Raw genomic sequence first — 19,937 nt, 5'->3', positions numbered from 1 at the left:
GCAGGGCGGGGTAGCAGGCCAGGCCAAAAGGACCCGCATCATACCCCACTCTGGGTTGTTGCCGTGCGTCGGCGGTCAGCGCGCCTTCAGCTGGCGATCAATGGCATCCATCAATTGCCCGCCGATATCGGTGTTGTAGGCGGCATCGATCTCGCGGATGCAGGTGGGGCTGGTGACGTTGATTTCGGTGAGGTAGTCGCCGATCACGTCCAGGCCTACGAACATCAGGCCCTTCTCGCGCAGTGTCGGGCCGACCTGGGCGGCGATCCAGCGGTCGCGGTCGGTCAGCGGGCGTGCTTCGCCACGGCCACCGGCGGCCAGGTTGCCACGGGTTTCGCCGCTGGCCGGGATACGCGCCAGGCAGTAGTCCACCGGCTCGCCGTCGATCATCAGGATGCGCTTGTCGCCGTCGACGATCTGCGGCAGGTATTCCTGCGCCATGATCTGCTGGTTGCCGTGCTGGGTCAGGGTTTCCAGGATCACCGACAGGTTCGGGTCGTCCTTGCGGTGGCGGAACACCGAGGCACCGCCCATGCCGTCCAGCGGCTTGAGGATCACGTCACCACGGCTGTTGGCGAACTCGCGCAGGATGTCGACACGGCGGCTGACCAGGGTCGGCGCCATGCACTGCGGGAACTGGGTGGCGAACAGTTTTTCGTTGCAGTCGCGCAGGCTCTGCGGGCGGTTGACCACCAGCACGCCTTCGCGCTCGGCCTGCTCCAGCAGGTAGGTGCTGTAGACGAACTCCATGTCGAAGGGCGGGTCCTTGCGCATCAGGATCACGTCCAGCTCGGCCAGCGCGCTGTCCTGCTCGTCGCCCAGCTCGAACCAGCGGGCCGGGTCGGCGAACACTTTCAGCGGGCGCATTTGCGCACGCGCCTGGCCGGCGCCCAGGTACATATCGCGCTGTTCCATGTAGAACAGGCTCCAGCCGTGTGCCTGGGCGGCCAGCAGCATGGCCAGCGAGCTGTCCTTCTTGTAGGAGATGGACGCGATGGGGTCCATGACAATGCCGAGGCGAACGCTCATGGGGTGGTTCCTCTTGGCGGCGCGTGGCCGCGATGGATCGAAAGAAAAGTGGCTCAGGGTGGCGCCGTGAACGCCGCCGGTCAAGGGGCGCCGCAGATGGAACGGCCACCCGGAGTGTGCTAAAAATGCCAGTCATAGTGCTGAATGACAGGCCCATGGGGGCTGCTGCGCAGCCCTTTCGCGACGCAAGGCCGCTCCCACAACGGCCCCAGGATTTCGGCAAATGGTAGCCCAACAGATGGAACAACCCCTGAAGGTGATGGTGATCGACGATTCGCGCACGATCCGCCGCACCGCGCAGATGTTGCTCGGTGAAGCGGGCTGCGAGGTGATCACCGCCAGCGATGGCTTCGATGCCCTGGCCAAGATCGTCGACCACCAGCCCAGCATCATCTTCGTCGATGTGTTGATGCCGCGCCTGGACGGCTACCAGACCTGCGCGGTGATCAAGCACAACAGTGCCTTCAAGGACACCCCGGTCATTCTGCTGTCGTCACGTGACGGCCTGTTCGACAAGGCCCGCGGCCGGGTGGTCGGCTCCGACCAGTTCCTGACCAAACCGTTCAGCAAGGAAGAACTGCTCGACGCGATCCGCGCCCACGTGCCCGGTTTTGCCGCAGCCCAACAACACGCACCCTGACCGCGCCCCGCCATGGCACGGTCTTTCTTTCCTGATGGGGAACCAGCATGGCCCGAGTTCTGATTGTCGACGACTCGCCGACAGAGATGTACCGATTGACCGAATGGCTGGAAAAGCACGGCTACCAGGTGCTCAAGGCCAACAACGGTGCCGATGGCGTGGCCCTGGCCCGGCAGGACAAGCCCGACGCGGTGCTGATGGACATCGTCATGCCCGGCATGAACGGCTTCCAGGCCACCCGCCAGCTCAGCAAGGACCCGGAAACCAGCGCCATCCCGGTGATCGTGGTCACCACCAAGGACCAGGAAACCGACCGTATCTGGGCCACGCGCCAGGGCGCTCGTGACTTCCTGACCAAACCGGTGGAAGAGGACGCGCTGATCGCCAAGCTCAAAGAAGTGCTGGGGGCTTGACCACCCGCCCGCAGGGCGCGTCGCTGACCGCCTTCGAGTTGTTGCTGGACATCGACCGGCGCTGCCGCCTGCTGGTCGCCGACCAGCCGCCGCAGGACAACCGCCTGCAACAGTGGAGCGGCATTGGCTTTCGTATTGCCGGGCAATGGTTCGTCGCGCCCATGGGCGAGGTGGCCGAGGTGCTGCGCGAACCGCGCAGCAGCCGCGTCCCCGGTGTGCAGCCGTGGGTGTGCGGGGTAGCCAACCTGCGCGGCCGGCTGTTGCCGGTGATGGACCTGAGCAGCTTCTTCGGCTTGGGCCACGCCGCCCCGGGCAAGCAGCGGCGGGTGCTGGTGCTGGACCACGAGGACCTGTTCGTCGGCCTGCTGGTGGACGAGGTGCTGGGCCTGCAGCACTTTGCCCTGGACAGCCTGCAACTGTCGCCACCACAGCCCCTGATCCGCGCCGCTGCGCGTTTCGTGCAGGGGCACTTCCCGCGTGAACGCAACTGGGCGATCTTCAGCCCCTTCGCCCTGGCCCAGGCGCCGGGCTTTCTCGATGTGGCGTTATAGGACCTGCGAACGTGAACAAGCCTGCCACCCCCGTCACCACCGTGACCCCACGTACCCGCAGCATCGCGCAGATCACCGTGCTGTTCCTGATCCTGATCCTGTCGATCATCCTGCTGTTCGCCAACTTTGCCTACCTGAACACCCAGTCCAACTACGACAAGCAGTACATCGGCCACGCCGGCGAACTGCGGGTGCTGTCGCAGCGCATCGCCAAGAACGCCACCGAAGCCGCCACCGGCAAGGCCCTGGCCTTCAAGCTGCTGTCGGACGCGCGCAACGATTTCGAACGGCGCTGGGGCTACCTGCGTGAAGGTGACAAGTCCACCGGCCTGCCACCCGCGCCGCCCATGGTGCGGGACGAGATGGAAGCGGTACGCCGCGACTGGGAAAACCTGCGCAAGAACACCGATACCATCCTGGCCAGCGAGCAGACCGTGCTGTCGCTGCACCAGGTGGCGGCGACCCTGGCCGAGACCGTGCCGCAGTTGCAGGTGGAATACGAGAAAGTGGTCGAGATCCTGCTGCAGAGCGGCGCTCCGGCCAGCCAGGTGGCGGTGGCCCAGCGCCAGTTGCTGCTGGCCGAACGCATCCTCGGCTCGGTCAACACTGTGCTGGCCGGTGACGACACCGCGGCCCAGGCGGCGGATGCCTTTGGCCGTGATGCCGGGCGCTTCGGCCAGGTGCTGGAGGGCATGCTCAGTGGCAGCGCGGCGATCCAGGTGACCCGTGTCGAGGACGCCGACGCCCGTGCGCGCCTGGCTGAAATTGCCGAGCTGTTCCAGTTCGTTGCCGGCTCGGTGGATGAAATCCTCGAAACCTCACCAGAACTGTTCCGCGTACGCGAGGCTGCCGGCAACATCTTCAGCCTGTCGCAAACCCTGCTCGACGAGGCCTCGCACCTGGCCAACGGTTTCGAGAACCTGGCCGGCGGGCGCACCCTCGACACTGTCGGCGGCTATGTCCTGGGCCTGCTGGCGTTGGCTTCGATCATCCTCATCGGCCTGGTCATGGTGCGCACCACCAACCGGCAGCTGCGCGAGACGGCGGAAAAGAACGAACGCAACCAGCAGGCGATCATGCGCCTGCTCGACGAAATCGAAGAGCTGGCTGACGGCGACCTGACCGTGACCGTATCGGTGACCGAAGACTTCACCGGCGCCATTGCCGATTCGATCAACTATTCCGTGGACCAATTGCGCGACCTGGTCGCCACCATCAACCACAGCGCCGTGCAGGTCGCTGCCGCCGTGCAGGACACACAGAACACCGCACGCCAGCTGGCCAAGGCCTCTGAACACCAGGCCGAGCAGATCAGCGAGGCATCCGAGGCGGTCGGCGACATGGTCGAGTCGATCGACCGGGTTTCGGCACATGCCTACGAGTCGGCCAAGGTTGCCGAGCGCTCGGTGGCGATCGCCAACAAGGGCAACGAGGTGGTGCACAACACCATCAACGGCATGGACAACATTCGCGAGCAGATCCAGGACACCGCCAAACGGATCAAGCGCCTCGGTGAGTCTTCCCAGGAAATTGGCGATATCGTCAGCCTGATCGACGACATTGCCGACCAGACCAACATCCTCGCCCTCAACGCGGCGATTCAGGCCTCGCTTGCCGGCGAGGCCGGCCGTGGGTTCGCCGTGGTCGCCGACGAAGTGCAGCGCCTGGCCGAGCGCTCGTCGTCGGCCACCCGGCAGATCGAGGCGCTGGTGCGCACCATCCAGGCCGACACCAACGAGGCGGTGATCTCCATGGAGCAGACCACCGCCGAGGTGGTGCGCGGTGCCCGCCTGGCCCAGGATGCCGGGGTGGCGCTGGCCGAGATCGAAGGCGTCTCGCAGAACCTCGCCGACCTTATCCACAGCATCTCCGATGCCGCCCAGCTGCAGACTTCGTCTGCCGGGCAGATCTCCCACACCATGGCAGTCATCCAGCAGATTACCGCGCAGACCTCCGCCGGCTCCGGCGCCACCGCCGACAGCATCCGCCACCTGGCACGCATGGCCAGCGAGATGCGCCGTTCGGTGTCCGGGTTCACTCTGCCGCCACCAGCAGAGCCCAAGTGAAGAGCCCTACTGATGAGCTCTACTGAAAAGCCGCGCCGAGGAGTGCCCATGGCTGTAGCTGCAGTAAGCCCCGAGCGCCACGACACAGTGGCGCTGGCCTGGACCAAGGCCGCCATCCTCGACTGCCTGGGCCAGGCGCGCCAGGCGCTGGAGCGCTTTGCCGGCGAGCCTGGCGACCTGTCGATGCTGGCATTCGTGGTCGACAACCTGCACCAGGTGCACGGCTGCCTGCGCATGCTCGAACTGCGCGGCGCCACGCGCCTGGCTGAAGAACTGGAGCTGTTCGCCAGGGCCCTGGCCGATGGCCAGGTCAGCCCCCGCGGTGATTGCCTGGGCGCGTTGTTCCGCGGCCTGGAGCAATTGCCGTCGTATCTGGAGCGCCTGCGCGGCGCCCGCCACGACCTGCCACTGGTGATGCTGCCGCTGCTCAACCAGCTGCGTGCCTGCCGTGGCGAGGAGCCGTTGGCCCAGGCCAGCCTGATCAGCGGCGCCACCCAACGCTTTGCCGGTGCCGACGACCTGGCCAACCTCGACCTGTCGCTGGGCAACTGGCGCGAGCAGTTGCAGGCCGGGCCGGGCCGCGATGCCCTGCGCTCGGTGGTGACCGCGCTGTGCGACGACCTGATGCGCATCAAGGAGCGCCTGGACCAGTTCGTGCGTGGCGACCGCCAGCACAGCGAGCAGCTCGATGCCCTGCTGGCACCGCTGCGCCACGTGGCCGACACCCTGGCGGTGCTGGGCTTCCAACAGCCACGCCGGGTGATCATCGACCAGGTGCTGGCGTTGCAGGCCCTGGCCCAGGGCGAGCGGGCCGTGGACGACGCGGTATTGATGGATGTAGCGGGGGCCCTGCTATACGTGGAGGCCACACTCAATGGCATGGTCGGCCCGCTGGAGGAAAACGGCCAGGGCGGCCTGCCGGGCTCGGACCTGGCCGAGATCCGCCAACTGGTGTTGAACGAGTCGCTGAATGTGCTGCAGCAAGCCAAGGACCTGATCGGTGATTGCCTGGAGTCCGGCTGGCCGCGGCAACGCCTGCAACCCTTGCCAGGGCTGTTGCAGCAGATTCGCGGTGCGCTGGCGATGTTGATGCTGCCGGCCGTGGCCGAGCTGTTTGCCGGTTGCGCCAGCTATGTGCAGCGTTGGCTGCAGCACCTGGAAGTGGAGCCGCCTGCCGACGATCTGACGCACCTGGCCGAGGCCCTGAGCGCTGCCGAATGCTACCTGCAATGGCGGGTGGCGGACCCATTGGCGGATGGCCAGCCCTTCATCGACATGGCGCGCGCCAGCCTGGCGACGCTGGGTGTGCACTGCGCGCTGGTCGAGGCCACCGCGGGCCACGATGGCAGCGCTGATGGCATCGATGACGAGTTGCGTGAAGTGTTTCTCGACGAGGCCGGTGAACTGCTGCCCGAAATCGAGCGCCACTGGCTGCGCTGGCGTGCCGACAACCAGCAGCGCGAGGCACTGGGAGAAGTGCGCCGCGCCTTGCATACGCTCAAGGGCAGCGGCCGCATGGTGCATGCCGAGGCGGTGGCCGAGCTGGCCTGGGGCGCCGAGCACCTGCTGAACCGGGTACTCGAGGGTCGCAGCGTGCTCAGCCCGGAAGGCGTGGTGGCCCTGCAGCAGGCATTCGTCTACCTGCCCGACCTGCTGGCCGACTTTGCCGCCGGCCAGCTGCCACAACTGACGGAAATCGAGCAGCTGGCCGGGCACCTGCATGCCCTTGCCGAAAACGATGCCCCGGTGGCGGCCGACATCGACGGTCTCGACCCGCAATTGCTCGACATCTTCCGCAGCGAGGCGCAGGGCCACCTGGCCAGCCTGGATGCTTTCCTGCAGGGCGCCGACGGCCACGATACGCAGGTCAGCGATGGCCTCCAGCGCGCCCTGCATACGCTCAAGGGCAGTGCCGCCATGGCCGGGGTGATGCCGGTCGCCGAACTGGCCACCGCCTTCGACCGCCTGGCTCGTGAATACAAGGGCCACCAGCTGCCCCTGCAAATGGCCGAGATCGAATGGCTGGAAGCTGCTCGCTCGCTGTTCCACCTGGGCCTGGCGCAACTCGACAGCACGCCGCTGGCGGCCATCCCCGGTGCCGCGGAGCTGATCGAGCAGGTCGGCCAGGCGGTGGACGCGCACCTGGCCAGCTTGCATGACGACCCGCAGCATGCGCGGCGCAGCAAGCGCGACCCGCAGTTGATCGCCAGTTTCCTGGCCCAGGCCATGGATATCCTGCTGGATGCCGAGTCGTTGCTGTCGCGCTGGCAGGAACAGCCCGGCCAGCGCGATGCGCTGGACACCCTGCTCGACGAGCTGACAACCCTGGGCCACGCCGCACACTTGGCCGACCTGTGGCAGATGGATGACGTGTGCGAGGCCTTGCTCGACCTGTACGGCGCCGTGGAGGAGGGCAGCCTGCCCGCCGATGCGCGCTTCTTCGCCCACGTGCAGCGGGCCCATGAAGCCCTGCTGGACATGCTCGACGAAGTGGCGGCGGGGCAGGACATCCCGCCAAGGCCGGAGCTGGTCGACAGCCTGCGTAACCTTCTGGGCCAGGCTCTGGCACCGGAGGCCACTGGCCTGGTGGGCATCGACACGGTCACGCCGCTGCACCCGGACATGGACCTGGCCGATACCCTTGGCCTGGGGGCGGCGCACAACCCTTTGCTGCCGGCTGTGGCCGAGCCGCTGGTCGAAGAGCCGGAAAGCCCAGGCGAAGAGCTGCTGGAAGTCTTCCTCGAAGAAAGCTCGGACATCGTCGAGAGTGCCGCCGCAGCCCTGGCGCGCTGGCAGGCCGACCCGCGCAACAGCGTCGAAGTGGACAACCTGATGCGCGACCTGCACACCCTCAAGGGTGTGGCACGCATGGTCGAAATTGCGCCGATCGGCGATCTGGCCCACGAACTGGAGTTCCTCTACGAGCTGCTGGCCGCAGGCCGTATGCCGCCGAGCGCGCCACTGTTCGCCTTGCTGCAGAACTGCCATGACCGGCTGGCGCACATGCTCGATGCCGTGCGCCTGGGGCAGCCGTTGCATGCCGCCACTGCGCTGATCGACTACATCCGCAACTTCAGCTTCTCGGCCCTGGCCGACAGCGCCGCTGGCCAGGGGCCGGTCGAGGCCGCGATCAGTGAGGCGCCGGCGGCGGCGCCGGAGCGGGCGCCGGGCGACATGGTCAAGGTCGATGCCGAGTTGCTCGACGAACTGGGCAACCTGGCCGGTGAGCACTCGATCATCCGTGGGCGCATCGAGCAGCAGGTCAACGATGCGCAGTTCACCCTCAACGAGATGGAAACCACCCTCGAGCGCATGCGCGACCAGTTGCTGCGCCTGGATATCGAGACCCAAGGGCGGATGTCCAGCCGGCAGCAGTTCGAAGGCGATGCCTATGACGACTTCGACCCGCTGGAAATGGACCGCCACTCGCAACTGCAGCAGCTGTCGCGGGCCCTGTTCGAGTCCGCCTCGGACTTGCTCGACCTCAAGGAAACCCTGGCACAGCGCGCCCAGGAGGCCTACAGCCTGCTGCAGCAGCAGGCGCGGGTGAACAGCCAGTTGCAGGAAGGCCTGACCGCGACCCTGATGGTGCCCTTCGAGCGCCTGGTGCCACGCTTGCAGCGCGTGGTACGGCAGGTGGCCAGCGAATTGGGCAAGCAGGTGGAGCTGGTGGTGGGCAATGCCGAGGGCGAACTGGACCGCAGCGTGCTCGAACGTATGGTGGCGCCGCTGGAGCACATGCTGCGCAACGCCGTCGACCATGGCCTGGAAAGCCGCGAAATGCGCCTGGCCGCCGGCAAGCCGGAGCAGGGCACCATTCACCTGAATCTGCTGCACGAAGGCGCGGACATCGTTATCGAAATGACCGACGACGGTGCCGGCGTGCCACTGGAAGCGGTGCGCCGCAAGGCCATCAAGCGCGGCCTGCTGGACCCGCAGGCGCAATTGAGCGATCACGAGATCCTCCAGTTCATCCTGCGCCCTGGCTTTTCCACTGCCGAGAAGATCACCCAGATTTCCGGGCGTGGCCTGGGCATGGACGTGGTACACGAAGAGGTCAAGCAACTGGGTGGCTCGATGAGTATCGAGTCGGCCCAGGGCAAGGGCGCGCGCTTCCTGATCCGCCTGCCGTTCACCGTGTCGGTCAACCGCGCGCTGATGGTGCACCTGGGCGAAGAGCAGTACGCCATTCCGCTGAACACCATCGAGGGCATCGTCCGCGTGCCGCCGGCCGAACTGGCGGCGTGCTACCAGCTGGACCCCCCGCGTTATGTGTACGCCGGCCACGAATACGAGCTGCGCTACCTGGGTGAACTGCTGCAGGGCATGCCGCGCCCGGCATTGCTCGGGCAGAGCGTGCCGCTGCCGGTGCTGCTGGTGCATTCCCAGGAGCAGTCGTTCGCCATCCAGGCCGACAGCCTGTCGCCTAGCCGCGAGATCGTGGTGAAGAGCCTGGGGCCGCAGTTTGCCGCGGTTGCCGGGTTGTCGGGGGCAACGCTGCTGGGCGATGGCCGGGTGGTACTGATTCTCGACCTGCTGGGCCAGTTGCGTGGCCAGCAGCGGCGCCTGGCGCGCCTGCCGGGTGGCGGTGCGGCCCGGCGCCAGGTGTTCGGCCCGGCGCCACGGCGGGCGTTGCTGGTAATGGTGGTGGACGATTCGGTGACCGTGCGCAAGGTCACCAGCCGCCTGCTGGAGCGCCACGGCATGAGTGTGCTGACGGCCAAGGACGGGGTCGATGCCATGGCACTGCTGGAAGAACACCGCCCCGATGTGTTGCTGCTGGACATCGAGATGCCGCGCATGGACGGCTTCGAGGTGGCCACACGCATCCGCCGTGACGAGCGCTTGAAAGACTTGCCGATCATCATGATCACCTCGCGCACCGGGCAGAAGCACCGCGACCGTGCCATGGCCATCGGCGTCAACGAATACCTGGGCAAGCCGTACCAGGAGTCGGTTCTGTTGCAGAGCATTGCCCACTGGAGCCAGACCCATGCTTGAACTGATCGCCGGCCAACGCAGCAGCCTGACCGGGCTTTTGCTGCCGTTGGGTGACCGTACCCTGGTGTTGCCCAACGTGGCGGTGGCCGAACTGAGTGGCCAGCGCAACCTGGTGTGCCAACGCGGCGAGCCGGCCTGGCACCTGGGCTGGATCGACTGGCGCCAGCAGCGCCTGCCGCTGATCGGCTTCGAAGCCGCGTGTGGTGGCGAGACCCCCTGCGGCGAGCGGGCCCGCGTGGTGGTGCTCAATGCTCTGGGTGATACCGGCCTGCGCTACCTGGCGTTGTTGCTGCAGGACATACCGCGCTCGTGCAAGCTCGACAGCCAGCTGAACTACGTGGACGTGGCGCTGGGTCGCCTGGAGCTGGCGGCGGTGCAGGTGGGTGAGCAGGTGGCACGGGTGCCGGACCTGGCTGCGCTGGAACGGCTGGTGCGTGACGCGGAACTGCAACCTGAGCTTGGGTAGGATGCAAGGCACAGGGCTGATCGTTTGGTTGTGGGAGCGGCCTTGTGTCGCGAAAGGGGCGCGAAGCGGCCCCAGGATATCATTGCCACAGCCCTGATTGCCGGGGCTGCTCCGCAGCCCTTTCGCGACACAAGGCCGCTCCCACAAAGAGCGAGGCCATCAGCATCACATCAGGAACCCAGCCCACCTCAGGAGGTCTGTGTTTGCATGTACTACGGTGAACGCTTCAACGCCTGGACCCACCTGGTCGGTGCCGTCCTGGCCTGTATCGGTGCCATCTGGCTGATCGTGGTCGCGGGCCTGCAGGGCGACCCGTGGAAGATCGTCAGTTTCTCCATCTACGGCAGCACCTTGCTGTTGCTTTACAGCATTTCTACCCTGTACCACAGCACTCGCGGGCGGGCGAAGGTGATCATGCGCAAGCTCGATCACCTGTCGATCTACCTGCTGATCGCCGGCAGCTACACGCCGTTCTGCCTGGTCAGCCTGCGCGGACCCTGGGGCTGGAGCCTGTTCGGGGTGGTCTGGGGGCTGGCGGTGATCGGCATGCTGCAGGAGATCAAGCCGCGATCCGAGGCGCGCATCCTGTCGATCATCATCTATGCGGTGATGGGCTGGATCGTGCTGGTGGCGGTCAAGCCATTGCTGCACTCGCTCGGCAGCGCAGGCTTTGCCTGGCTGGCCGCCGGCGGGGTGTTCTACACCGTCGGCATCATCTTCTTCGCCTTCGACAGCCGCTTCCGCCACTGGCATGGCATCTGGCACCTGTTCGTGATCGCCGGCAGCCTCATGCACTTCGTGGCGGTGTCGTTCTACGTGCGCTAGTTAAAAGTCGCCCCACAGTTGCTGTGCCACCGACAGTGCCACCACCGGTGCGGTTTCGGTGCGCAGCACGCGTGGGCCCAGGCGTGCTGCGTGGAAACCGGCAGCCTTGGCCTGGTCGACCTCCGCCTCGCTCAGGCCGCCTTCGGGGCCGATCAGGAAGGCCAGCGTGGCCGGCTTGGCATGGCTGGTGAGCGGTTCGGCCACCGGGTGCAGGACCAGTTTCAGGTCGGCCTTGGCACTGTTCAGCCACTCGGCCAGGGTCACTGGCGGGTGGATGACCGGCAAGGTCGAGCGGCCGCATTGTTCGCAGGCGCTGATGGCCACCTGGCGCCAGTGGGCCAGGCGCTTGTCGGCGCGCTCGTCCTTCAGCCGCACTTCGCAGCGTTCGCTGACGATCGGGGTGATTTCGTTGGCGCCCAGTTCGGTGGCTTTCTGGATTGCCCAGTCCATGCGCTCGCCACGGGACAGGCCTTGGCCGAGGTGCACGTGCAGTGGTGAATCGGCCTGGCCGGCGAGGGCCTGGTCGAGGCTGACGCGCACGGTTTTCTTGCCCACTTCGAGCAACTGGCCGCGGTATTCCTGGCCACTGCCGTCGAACAGCTGCACGGCGTCGCCGGGGGCCATGCGCAGAACGCGGCCGATATAGTGGGCCTGGGCTTCGGGCAGGTCATGCTCGCCAAGGCTCAGGGGGGCGTCGATGAAAAAGCGGGACAGTCTCATGGTTGAGCTCAAGCTAAAGGGAGAAGGTGGTCCCTGTGGGAGCGGGTTCACCCGCGAATGCGGCGGTGACTCCACTCTTGCATTCGCGGGTGAACCCGCTCCCACAGAGTACGCGGCGGGCTTCCGGGCTTAGCCCGGGTCGCGGAAGTCGGGGTGGAAGTTGGCCGGTACGGCCACGCTGACGCTATCGCGGGTGGCAATGTCGATGCCTTCGCTGGCCACTTCTGCCAGGAAGTCGATCTGCTCTGGCGTAATCACATACGGCGGCAGGAAGTACACCACGCTGCCCAGCGGGCGCAGCAGGGCGCCACGCGTCAGGGCATGCTCGAACACTTTCAGGCCACGACGCTCTTGCCACGGGTAGGCAATTTTGCCGGCCTTGTCCTGGACCATCTCGATGGCCAGGGCCATGCCGGTCTGGCGAATCTCGGCCACATGCGCGTGGTCGGCCAGGTGCGCGGTGGCGCTGGCCATGCGGGTGGCCAGGGCCTTGTTGGCCTCGATCACGTTGTCCTGCTCGAAGATGTCCAGGGTCGCCAGCGCCGCGGCGCAGGCCAGCGGGTTGCCGGTGTAGCTGTGCGAGTGGAGGAATGCGCGCAGGGTCGGGTAGTCGTCGTAGAACGCCTGGTACACCTTGTCGGTGGTCAGGCAGGCTGCCAGCGGCAGGTAGCCGCCGGTCAGGGCCTTGGACAGGCACAGGAAGTCCGGGCGAATGCCGGCCTGTTCACAGGCGAACATGGTGCCGGTGCGGCCGAAGCCCACGGCGATTTCGTCGTGGATCAGGTGCACGTCGTAGCGGTCGCAGGCCTCGCGCAGCAGCTTGAGGTACACCGGGTGGTACATGCGCATGCCGCCGGCACCCTGGATCAGCGGTTCGACGATCACCGCGCTGATCGAGGCGTGGTGCTCGGCCAGGGTCTGTTCCATGGCCTGGAACATGGTGCGCGAGTGCTCTTCCCAGCTCGTGCCCTCGGGGCGCAGGTAGCAGTCGGGGCTGGGCACCTTGAGGGTGTCGAGCAGCAGCGCCTTGTAGGTTTCGGTAAACAGCGGCACATCACCGACCGACATGGCGGCGATGGTTTCGCCGTGGTAGCTGTTGGTCAGGGTGACGAAGCGCTTCTTGCCCGGTTTGCCGACGTTCTGCCAGTAGTGGAAGCTCATCTTCAGCGCCACTTCGATGCACGACGAACCGTTGTCGGCATAGAACACCCGGTCGAGGCCGGCGGGGGTCATGGCTACAAGGCGCTCGGACAGCTCGATCACCGGCTGGTGGCTGAAACCGGCCAGGATCACGTGCTCCAGCTGGTCGACCTGGTCCTTGATGCGCTGGTTGATACGCGGGTTGGCGTGGCCAAACACGTTGACCCACCAGCTGCTCACCGCATCCAGGTAGCGCTTGCCTTCGAAGTCTTCCAGCCACACGCCTTCGCCGCGCCTGATCGGGATCAGCGGCAGCTGCTCGTGGTCTTTCATCTGGGTGCAGGGGTGCCACAGGACCTTGAGGTCGCGTTGCATCCACTGATCATTGAGGCCCATGGGCACTTCTCCTGGCTTTGCGGCTTGGTTCGACCGCGTAAGCCTAAGCAATGCCGCAGGGCAGGACAACCGCCGCTTCTCATCGGCTTGCCAGCTGAGCTTGCCACCGCGTGGAATCGCTGCAGGCAAAAATGTCAGTGGCGAAAAGGACTTGATGTCACTGCGCTGGCAGGGTCGGCGGACCTGACGTATTCTTAACGCATCTCTCCCGGGGCATTCCTGCCTCTCCCCGTTTCTGTAACCCCCTGACTCGGAGTTCGCCGACATGGCTGCTGCTTGGGTGCGCCTGTGCGCGTTGGTATTGATTGGTGTGTCCAGCGGCGCCGCGCTGGCAAAGGACAAGACACCTTCGGCGATCGTCGTGGGTGGCGGCCTGGCGGGCCTGACGGCCGCCTACGAGCTGCAGAACAAAGGCTGGCAGGTGACGCTGCTGGAAGCCAAGGCGGGCATGGGCGGGCGCTCGGGCTTGGCCACCAGCGAGTGGATCGGCAACGCCAAGGCGCAGCCGGTGCTCAACCAGTACCTCGACCGTTTCAAACTTGAAACACTGCCGGCACCGGAGTTTGTGCGTACCCCCGGTTACCTGATCGACGGCGAGTATTTCAGCGCCACCGACCTGGCCACCAAGCAGCCGGCTACTGCCGATGCGCTCAAACGTTACGAGAAAACCCTCGATGACCTGGCCCGTTCGATCGACGACCCGCTGAACCCGCAAGCCAACAGCACGCTGTTCGCCCTCGACCAGATCAACGTCTCCACCTGGCTGGACAAGCTGCAACTGCCGACCACCGCCCGTCAGCTGGTCAACCAGCAGATCCGTACCCGTTACGATGAGCCATCGCGCCTGTCGCTGCTGTACTTCGCCCAGCAGAACCGCGTGTATCGCGGTGTCAGCGACCGTGACCTGCGTGCCGCGCGCCTGCCTGGCGGCAGCCCGGTGCTGGCCCAGGCGTTCGTCAAGCAACTGAAGACCATCAAGACCAGTTCGCCGGTGACCTCCATCGTCCAGGACAAGGACGGTGTCACGGTCAAGGTCGGCAGCGTCGGCTACCAGGCGGATTACCTGGTCATGGCCGTGCCCCTGCGCGCCCTGGCCAAGATCCAGATGACCCCGGGTCTGGACAGCCAGCACCTGGCGGCGTTGAAGGGCACCAACTATGGCTGGCGCGACCAGCTGATGCTCAAGTTCAAGAAGCCGGTGTGGGAAAGCCGCGCGCGCATGTCGGGCGAAATCTTCAGTAACGCTGGTTTGGGCATGCTGTGGATCGAACCCGCGCTCAAGGGTGGCGCCAACGTGGTGATCAACCTGTCGGGCGACAACGCCCGTCTGCTGCAGGCGTTCGGCGACAAGCAGATGGTCGATCAGGTGCTGATCCGCCTGCATGCGTTCTACCCACAGGCCCGTGGCTCGTTCACCGGCTACGAGGTCAAGCGCTACAGCACCGACGCCGGTACCGGCGGCGCCTACCTGGCCTATGGCCCGGGCCAGATCAGCAAGTACTGGCGCCTGTGGGAGCGCCCGGTGCAGCGCATCACCTTTGCCGGTGAGCATACCGACGCCCTCTACCCAGGCACCCTGGAAGGCGCCCTGCGCAGTGGCCAGCGCGCGGCCAGCCAGGTGCAGGACCTGCTGGCCGGCAAGTCGTTCGACCCGGCCAAGGCGGCACCGGTGGCGGCAGCAGCAGCTGCAGGCGCCGTGGCGGCCAAGGAGAGCAAGGGCGGGTTCTTCTCCAACCTGTTCGGTGGTTCTTCCGACAAGGGCGACAAGGCTGACAAGGCCCCGGTCAAGGCCGAGCCGAAGCCGGTCGATGAGGCCAAGCAGGACAAGCCGGGCTTCTTCAAGCGCCTGTTTGGCGGGGCGGACAAGCCTGAGGTGAAGGCCGAGCCGATTGCCAAGGCCGAGGAAGTGGCGCCGGCACCTGCGCCAGCCCCGCAAGCTGCGCCGGCCCCGGTTGCGCCAGCGCCTGTGGTCAAGGAAGCGGCGGCCAAGCCTGCTGCTACCAAGGCTGCACCTGCCAAGCGCGCACCGGCGCACAAGCCAGCCCAGACCAAAAAGACGACTGCCAAGTCCGAACCGGCCAAGAAAGCTGTAGCCAATACCCAAGCCAAGGCCGGTTGATTTATTGACAGTGCCGGCCCTTTCGCGGGTAAACCCGCTCCCACAGGTCCGGCACAGGTATCAGGAACTGCGCCGACCCTGTGGGAGCGGGTTTACCCGCGAAAGGGCCGGCACTGGCAACCGCTGATTACCCAACTATCGTTAATGTTTCCTTAATGGGAAGCTTACAGAATACATATCGGATTTCTCGATAATCCAAAGCAATTTTTTACGCTTTTATTCGATGCGTTACGCGTTAGTCTGTGCATAGCTTTCACGGGGAAACACGTCAACATGCAACTGCGCAATTCATCTTCTCGCTACGGCGTGGTCAGCATCGTCCTGCACTGGGGCGTGGCTCTGGCAGTCTTCGGCCTGTTCGGCCTGGGCCTGTGGATGGTCGGCCTCGACTACTACAGCCCTTGGCGCAAGGCCGGCCCGGACCTGCACAAGAGCATCGGCCTGGTGCTGCTGGCGGTGATGCTGCTGCGGGTGGTCTGGCGCTTCATCAGCCCGCCACCACCGGCACCGGCCAACCACGGCGCACTTACCCGCCTGGCAGCCAAGTTGGGCCACCTGGCCCTGTACCTGGGGCTGTTCGCGGTAATGATTGCCGGTTACCTGATTTCTACCGCCGACGGTGTCGGCATTCCGGTGTTCGGCCTGTTCGAAGTGCCGGCACTGGTCAGCGACCTGCCCGACCAGGCAGACCTGGCTGGCGTGATTCATCTCTGGCTGGCCTGGGGCTTGGTGATTTTTGCCGTGCTGCATGGCTTGGCAGCGCTCAAGCACCATTTCATCGACCGTGACGCGACCCTGACCCGCATGCTGGGCCGCAAAGCTTGACTCTCAACCTCAATTGCATAGGAAGGAAGTAAGGATGTTGAAAAAGACTTTTGCCGCTCTGGCGCTCGGTACCGCTCTGCTCTCCGCCGGCCAGGCCATGGCTGCCGAGTACAAGATCGACAAGGAAGGCCAGCACGCGTTCGTTGACTGGAAGATCAGCCACCTGGGCTACAGCTTCATTCACGGTACCTTCAAGGATTTCGACGGCAACTTCACCTGGGACAGCGCCAAGCCTGAAGCCAGCAAGATCAACGTCGACCTGAAAACCGCCAGCCTGTGGTCGAACCACGCCGAGCGTGACAAGCACATTGCCAGCGCCGACTTCCTCGATGTGAAGAAGTACCCGGAAGCCAAGTTCGTCTCCACCAGCGTCAAGTCGACTGGCGACAAGACTGCTGACGTGACTGGCGACCTGACCATGCACGGTGTGACCAAGCCGGTCACCTTCAAGGCCACCTTCAACGGTGAAGGCAAGGACCCATGGGGCGGCGAGCGCGCTGGTTTCAACGCCACCACCACGCTGAACCTGAACGACTTCGGCATCAAGGGCCCGGGCGCTACCTCGCAGACCCTGGACTTGGATATCAGTGTTGAAGGTGTGAAGCAGAAGTAATTCTTACCTGCTGAAAACTGAGGGGGCCGCTTTGCGTCCCTATCGCGACACAAGGCCGCTCCTACAGGGAATTACGTAACCCTGTAGGAGCGGCCTTGTGTCGCGATAGGGCTGCGAAGCAGCCCCCTCGGTGCTTCTGTCAGCCCTTGCGGGTCAGCAGCGCCGGGCGCTCACCGCGCGGGCGGCTCGGCAGGTCATCCAGCTGCTCTGGCGTCGGATAACGGTCGAGCTTGGATTCCTTGCGGATGATCACTGGCTGTTTTTCCGGCTGGCGCGGGTTGCGCACGGCCGGTTCCTGCCGGGCAGCATCGTCACGGGCCGGGCGACCACGGCCACCACCATCACGACGGGCGCCGCCACCATTGTTGGCGCGGGCCGGACGTTTCTCGCCGCCGCTGCGCGGCTGGCCGCTATTGCGACCCTGGCCACCGGCGTTGCTGCGCTGGCCATTACCCTGGCCCTGACCTTGGCCGGCATTGCCACCCGGGCGGCGATTGCGGCCCTGGTTCTTGCCCTGGTACGGGCTGACATAGTCGGCACGGTTGCCGAAGTTGTCGATATCGTCGTCCAGGAACTCTTCCGGATCGCGGTCGACAGGCACTTTCGGCACGTTGCTGTTGCTGGCCTGCTGTTGCTGCTGGCGCGGCTTCTTGTCACGCGGCTTACGTTGCTGCTGTTGCTTGTCGCCGCTCTTTTCCTTGTCGGCCGGCTTGTCAGCGGCCTGTTGCTTGGCCTTGCCTTTATCCTTGCCCTTGTCCTTGCGGCCGCCGTTGGCGTCTTTGCCGCCTTCGCCGCGGGCCTGCTGGTTGCGGCCACCACGGCCGTTGTTCTGCTGGCGTTCGCGTACTTCAGGCTTTTCGGCCTCTACCTGGCTGGCGTCGAAGCCCATCAGGTCGCCGTCCGGGATCTTCTGCCTGGTCACCCGCTCGATGCTCTTGAGCAGCTTCTCTTCATCCGGCGCGACCATGGAAATGGCCTCGCCCGAACGCCCGGCACGGCCGGTACGGCCGATACGGTGGACGTAGTCTTCCTCGACGTTCGGCAGCTCGAAGTTGACCACGTGTGGCAACTGGTCGATGTCCAGGCCACGGGCGGCGATGTCGGTGGCGACCAGCACGCGCACGCTGTTGGCCTTGAAGTCGGCCAGAGCCTTGGTGCGGGCGTTCTGGCTCTTGTTGCCGTGGATCGCGGCGGCGGTCAGGCCGTGCTTTTCCAGGTACTCGGCCAGGCGGTTGGCGCCGTGCTTGGTGCGGGTGAACACCAGTACCTGTTCCCAGGCACCCTGGGTGATCAGGTGCGCCAGCAGTGCGCGCTTGTGGCTGGCGGGCAGGCGGTAGACGCGCTGCTCGATACGCTCGACGGTAGTGTTCGGCGGGGTGACCTCGATACGCTCCGGGTTGTGCAGGAGCTTGTCGGCGAGGTCGGTGATGTCCTTGGAGAAGGTGGCCGAGAACAACAGGTTCTGGCGCTTGGCCGGCAGACGGGCGAGGACTTTCTTGACGTCATGGATGAAGCCCATGTCGAGCATGCGGTCGGCTTCGTCGAGCACCAGGATTTCCACGTGGGCCAGGTCAACCTTGCCTTGGCCGGCCAGGTCGAGCAGGCGGCCCGGGCAGGCGACCAGCACGTCCACACCCTTGGCAATGGCCTGGATCTGCGGGTTCATGCCGACGCCGCCGAAAATGCAGGCGCTGACCAGTGGCAGGTCACGGGCATAGACCTTGAAGCTGTCATGCACCTGGGCTGCCAGTTCGCGGGTCGGGGTCAGGACCAGCACGCGAGGTTGGCGCGGGCCATGGCGCTGCGACTTGTCGGGGTGGCCGGCCGGGAACAGGCGCTCGAGGATCGGCAGGGCGAAACCGCCGGTTTTACCAGTACCTGTCTGTGCGGCGACCATCAGGTCGCGGCCTTGCAACACGGCGGGAATCGCCCGCTGTTGCACGGGGGTCGGCTGGGTATAGCCCGCAGCCTCGATAGCGCGGACAAGAGCCTCGGAGAGACCGAGGGAAGCAAAGGACATGGGCAATCCTGTTCTCGTGTGGGCTGGGCCCGTTTGGGATGTTCTGCCTGGCGCGACGGGCATCGGTGGGATGCGATCGCGTCCGGTCCAGCTGGGCTTTCACTGCACATCCGGTTAGCGGAGGGTGGACGCGAAGGCGCGTCGATGCCGATCGGGATGCCTGTTGCGAGGCCGAGCGTCCGGGCGTGAGCCGGGCGGGAAGGCCCGAGTATAACAGAGCTATCGCGCTGTGCTGCTTTCCTGCTGCTCAACGGCGTTGAGAATGTTTCCGATGTCGCCTGTGTAGCGGCTGCTGATCGCTGCATAGGCCGGTTCCTGCTTGAAGCGCCGCAGCTCCACGGCGAAGGCCTGGGCCAGTGCCTCCCGCCCCGGCTTGCGCGCCAGCCCCAGGTACTGCGCCTGGCGGCTGATCACCAGCGGCAGCTCCTCGACCTGCTGTTGCAGGCCCAGATGCCGCAGCAGGTAATGGCCGACCCTGCGGTCGGTGATTGCCAGGTCGATGCGGCCCAGCATCAGTTTGCCGAAGTTGGCTTCATGGGTAGGCGCGGCTTCGCGCCTGAAATGTACGGCCTCGTTGAACGCGGCACCATAGGCGTAGCCGGGTGAGGTGCCGACGGTGAGGCCGGCAAGGTCATCCAGCGCCTTGACGGCATGGGGACGTGCGCGGGCCTGGAACAGGACGAACTCGACCTCCGACATGGGCTCGGGGGCGTACACCAGGTAGGGCTGGCGCGACTCGGTCTGGAAGATGTCCATGATGCCGTCGGCCAAGCCCTGCTCGATCATTGCCAGGCAGCGCTTCCATGGCAGGAACTCCCACTCCACCTCGACGCCAAGGCGTTCGAACACCTGGGTGGTGACTTCGTAGTCGATGCCGCGCGGCTGGCCGTCGTGCTGGTACGCATAGGGTGCCCAGTCGTCGGTCACCAGGCGCAGGCGCTCGCCCAGGGCCAGCGGGCTCAGGCAGGCGAGCAACAGGATCCAGAACAGACGGGCGACGTGTGGCATGGCCGGAGATTACGCGCTCGGCCTGTTCAAGGCCAGTGAGGATGATGTTCTCCTGTGCTGGCCTCTTCGCGGGTAAACCCGCTCCCACAAGTACAGCACAAGCCT

The 19,937-nt window shown here is 65.6% G+C and carries 15 protein-coding genes; 10 read left to right on the top strand and 5 right to left on the bottom strand.

Features of this window, described 5'->3' with window-relative positions:
• Nucleotides 1–75 precede the first annotated feature (75 nt).
• Complete coding sequence (gene gshB, locus ABIB24_RS18255; RefSeq protein ID WP_354316971.1) at nt 76–1,029, bottom strand: glutathione synthase; 954 nt, start codon at nt 1,027–1,029, stop codon at nt 76–78.
• A 238-nt stretch (nt 1,030–1,267) separates the two neighbouring features.
• Here gshB and ABIB24_RS18250 point away from each other — a divergent pair, with 238 nt between their 5' ends.
• The 7 genes from ABIB24_RS18250 to trhA all read left to right on the top strand — a co-directional run bounded on the left by ABIB24_RS18250 (nt 1,268) and on the right by trhA (nt 10,991).
• A complete protein-coding gene (locus ABIB24_RS18250) occupies nt 1,268–1,669 on the top strand; it encodes a response regulator (protein WP_003257770.1) in 402 nt (133 codons plus the stop codon).
• Nucleotides 1,670–1,716: 47 nt separating this feature from the next.
• Complete coding sequence (gene pilH, locus ABIB24_RS18245; RefSeq protein ID WP_025340906.1) at nt 1,717–2,082, top strand: twitching motility response regulator PilH; 366 nt, start codon at nt 1,717–1,719, stop codon at nt 2,080–2,082.
• Nucleotides 2,079–2,633, top strand: a complete 555-nt coding sequence (locus ABIB24_RS18240; RefSeq protein WP_025340905.1) for a chemotaxis protein CheW — start codon at nt 2,079–2,081, stop codon at nt 2,631–2,633. The genes pilH and ABIB24_RS18240 overlap by 4 nt, the downstream gene beginning before the upstream one ends.
• Before the next feature lie 11 nt (nt 2,634–2,644).
• Nucleotides 2,645–4,699 carry a methyl-accepting chemotaxis protein gene (locus ABIB24_RS18235; RefSeq protein ID WP_025340904.1) on the top strand — a complete coding sequence of 685 codons (2,055 nt, stop codon included), beginning with the start codon at nt 2,645–2,647 and terminating at the stop codon, nt 4,697–4,699.
• Between the two features lie 48 nt (nt 4,700–4,747).
• Nucleotides 4,748–9,700, top strand: a complete 4,953-nt coding sequence (locus tag ABIB24_RS18230; RefSeq protein ID WP_354316970.1) for a hybrid sensor histidine kinase/response regulator — start codon at nt 4,748–4,750, stop codon at nt 9,698–9,700.
• Entirely contained in the window at nt 9,693–10,166 is a 474-nt protein-coding gene (locus ABIB24_RS18225; protein WP_025340902.1) for a chemotaxis protein CheW, read from the top strand. Before ABIB24_RS18230 ends, ABIB24_RS18225 begins: the two co-directional genes overlap by 8 nt.
• A gap of 207 nt (nt 10,167–10,373) precedes the next feature.
• Nucleotides 10,374–10,991 carry a PAQR family membrane homeostasis protein TrhA gene (gene trhA, locus ABIB24_RS18220; RefSeq protein WP_013974522.1) on the top strand — a complete coding sequence of 206 codons (618 nt, stop codon included), beginning with the start codon at nt 10,374–10,376 and terminating at the stop codon, nt 10,989–10,991.
• Here the strand turns inward: trhA and ABIB24_RS18215 are convergent, their stop codons facing one another.
• Both ABIB24_RS18215 and ABIB24_RS18210 read right to left on the bottom strand, forming a co-directional pair.
• Complete coding sequence (locus ABIB24_RS18215; RefSeq protein ID WP_085691403.1) at nt 10,992–11,711, bottom strand: 16S rRNA (uracil(1498)-N(3))-methyltransferase; 720 nt, start codon at nt 11,709–11,711, stop codon at nt 10,992–10,994.
• 129 nt (nt 11,712–11,840) lie between these two features.
• The gene (locus tag ABIB24_RS18210; protein ID WP_354316969.1) at nt 11,841–13,247 is read right to left on the bottom strand and encodes an adenosylmethionine--8-amino-7-oxononanoate transaminase; all 1,407 of its coding nucleotides are present in this window, start codon (nt 13,245–13,247) and stop codon (nt 11,841–11,843) included.
• 265 nt (nt 13,248–13,512) lie between these two features.
• Here ABIB24_RS18210 and ABIB24_RS18205 point away from each other — a divergent pair, with 265 nt between their 5' ends.
• The 3 genes from ABIB24_RS18205 (at nt 13,513) to ABIB24_RS18195 (ending at nt 16,804) form a co-directional block, all read left to right on the top strand.
• Nucleotides 13,513–15,366, top strand: a complete 1,854-nt coding sequence (locus tag ABIB24_RS18205; protein WP_137162555.1) for a flavin monoamine oxidase family protein — start codon at nt 13,513–13,515, stop codon at nt 15,364–15,366.
• A 273-nt stretch (nt 15,367–15,639) separates the two neighbouring features.
• Nucleotides 15,640–16,191 (top strand): cytochrome b, encoded by a 552-nt coding sequence (locus ABIB24_RS18200; protein ID WP_025340898.1) that lies wholly within the window; start codon nt 15,640–15,642, stop codon nt 16,189–16,191.
• Nucleotides 16,192–16,225: 34 nt separating this feature from the next.
• Nucleotides 16,226–16,804 (top strand): YceI family protein, encoded by a 579-nt coding sequence (locus ABIB24_RS18195; protein ID WP_025340897.1) that lies wholly within the window; start codon nt 16,226–16,228, stop codon nt 16,802–16,804.
• 139 nt (nt 16,805–16,943) lie between these two features.
• On the opposite strand, the gene rhlE2 is transcribed toward ABIB24_RS18195, so the two are convergent.
• The gene (gene rhlE2, locus ABIB24_RS18190; protein ID WP_354316968.1) at nt 16,944–18,824 is read right to left on the bottom strand and encodes an RNA helicase RhlE2; all 1,881 of its coding nucleotides are present in this window, start codon (nt 18,822–18,824) and stop codon (nt 16,944–16,946) included.
• Between the two features lie 219 nt (nt 18,825–19,043).
• Nucleotides 19,044–19,832 carry a substrate-binding periplasmic protein gene (locus ABIB24_RS18185; protein ID WP_137162554.1) on the bottom strand — a complete coding sequence of 263 codons (789 nt, stop codon included), beginning with the start codon at nt 19,830–19,832 and terminating at the stop codon, nt 19,044–19,046.
• Nucleotides 19,833–19,937: the final 105 nt, after the last annotated feature.

Origin of the sequence: Pseudomonas sp. UYEF17, from assembly GCF_040546125.1 — a bacterium.
GTDB classification, from domain to species: Bacteria; Pseudomonadota; Gammaproteobacteria; order Pseudomonadales; family Pseudomonadaceae; genus Aquipseudomonas; species Aquipseudomonas putida_Z.
This window is presented reverse-complemented; position numbering and strand designations above follow the sequence as displayed.

Excerpts from the sequence above, each read along its gene's own strand:
- ABIB24_RS18230 (WP_354316970.1), top strand. The coding sequence starts at position 4,748 with ATGGCTGTAGCTGCAGTAAGCCCCGAGCGCCACGACACAGTGGCGCTG.
- pilH (WP_025340906.1), top strand. The coding sequence starts at position 1,717 with ATGGCCCGAGTTCTGATTGTCGACGACTCGCCGACAGAGATGTACCGA.
- rhlE2 (WP_354316968.1), bottom strand. The coding sequence starts at position 18,824 with ATGTCCTTTGCTTCCCTCGGTCTCTCCGAGGCTCTTGTCCGCGCTATC.
- ABIB24_RS18250 (WP_003257770.1), top strand. The coding sequence starts at position 1,268 with ATGGAACAACCCCTGAAGGTGATGGTGATCGACGATTCGCGCACGATC.
- ABIB24_RS18185 (WP_137162554.1), bottom strand. The coding sequence starts at position 19,832 with ATGCCACACGTCGCCCGTCTGTTCTGGATCCTGTTGCTCGCCTGCCTG.
- ABIB24_RS18195 (WP_025340897.1), top strand. The coding sequence starts at position 16,226 with ATGTTGAAAAAGACTTTTGCCGCTCTGGCGCTCGGTACCGCTCTGCTC.
- ABIB24_RS18210 (WP_354316969.1), bottom strand. The coding sequence starts at position 13,247 with ATGGGCCTCAATGATCAGTGGATGCAACGCGACCTCAAGGTCCTGTGG.
- ABIB24_RS18225 (WP_025340902.1), top strand. The coding sequence starts at position 9,693 with ATGCTTGAACTGATCGCCGGCCAACGCAGCAGCCTGACCGGGCTTTTG.
- ABIB24_RS18200 (WP_025340898.1), top strand. The coding sequence starts at position 15,640 with ATGCAACTGCGCAATTCATCTTCTCGCTACGGCGTGGTCAGCATCGTC.
- ABIB24_RS18215 (WP_085691403.1), bottom strand. The coding sequence starts at position 11,711 with ATGAGACTGTCCCGCTTTTTCATCGACGCCCCCCTGAGCCTTGGCGAG.
- ABIB24_RS18205 (WP_137162555.1), top strand. The coding sequence starts at position 13,513 with ATGGCTGCTGCTTGGGTGCGCCTGTGCGCGTTGGTATTGATTGGTGTG.
- trhA (WP_013974522.1), top strand. The coding sequence starts at position 10,374 with ATGTACTACGGTGAACGCTTCAACGCCTGGACCCACCTGGTCGGTGCC.
- gshB (WP_354316971.1), bottom strand. The coding sequence starts at position 1,029 with ATGAGCGTTCGCCTCGGCATTGTCATGGACCCCATCGCGTCCATCTCC.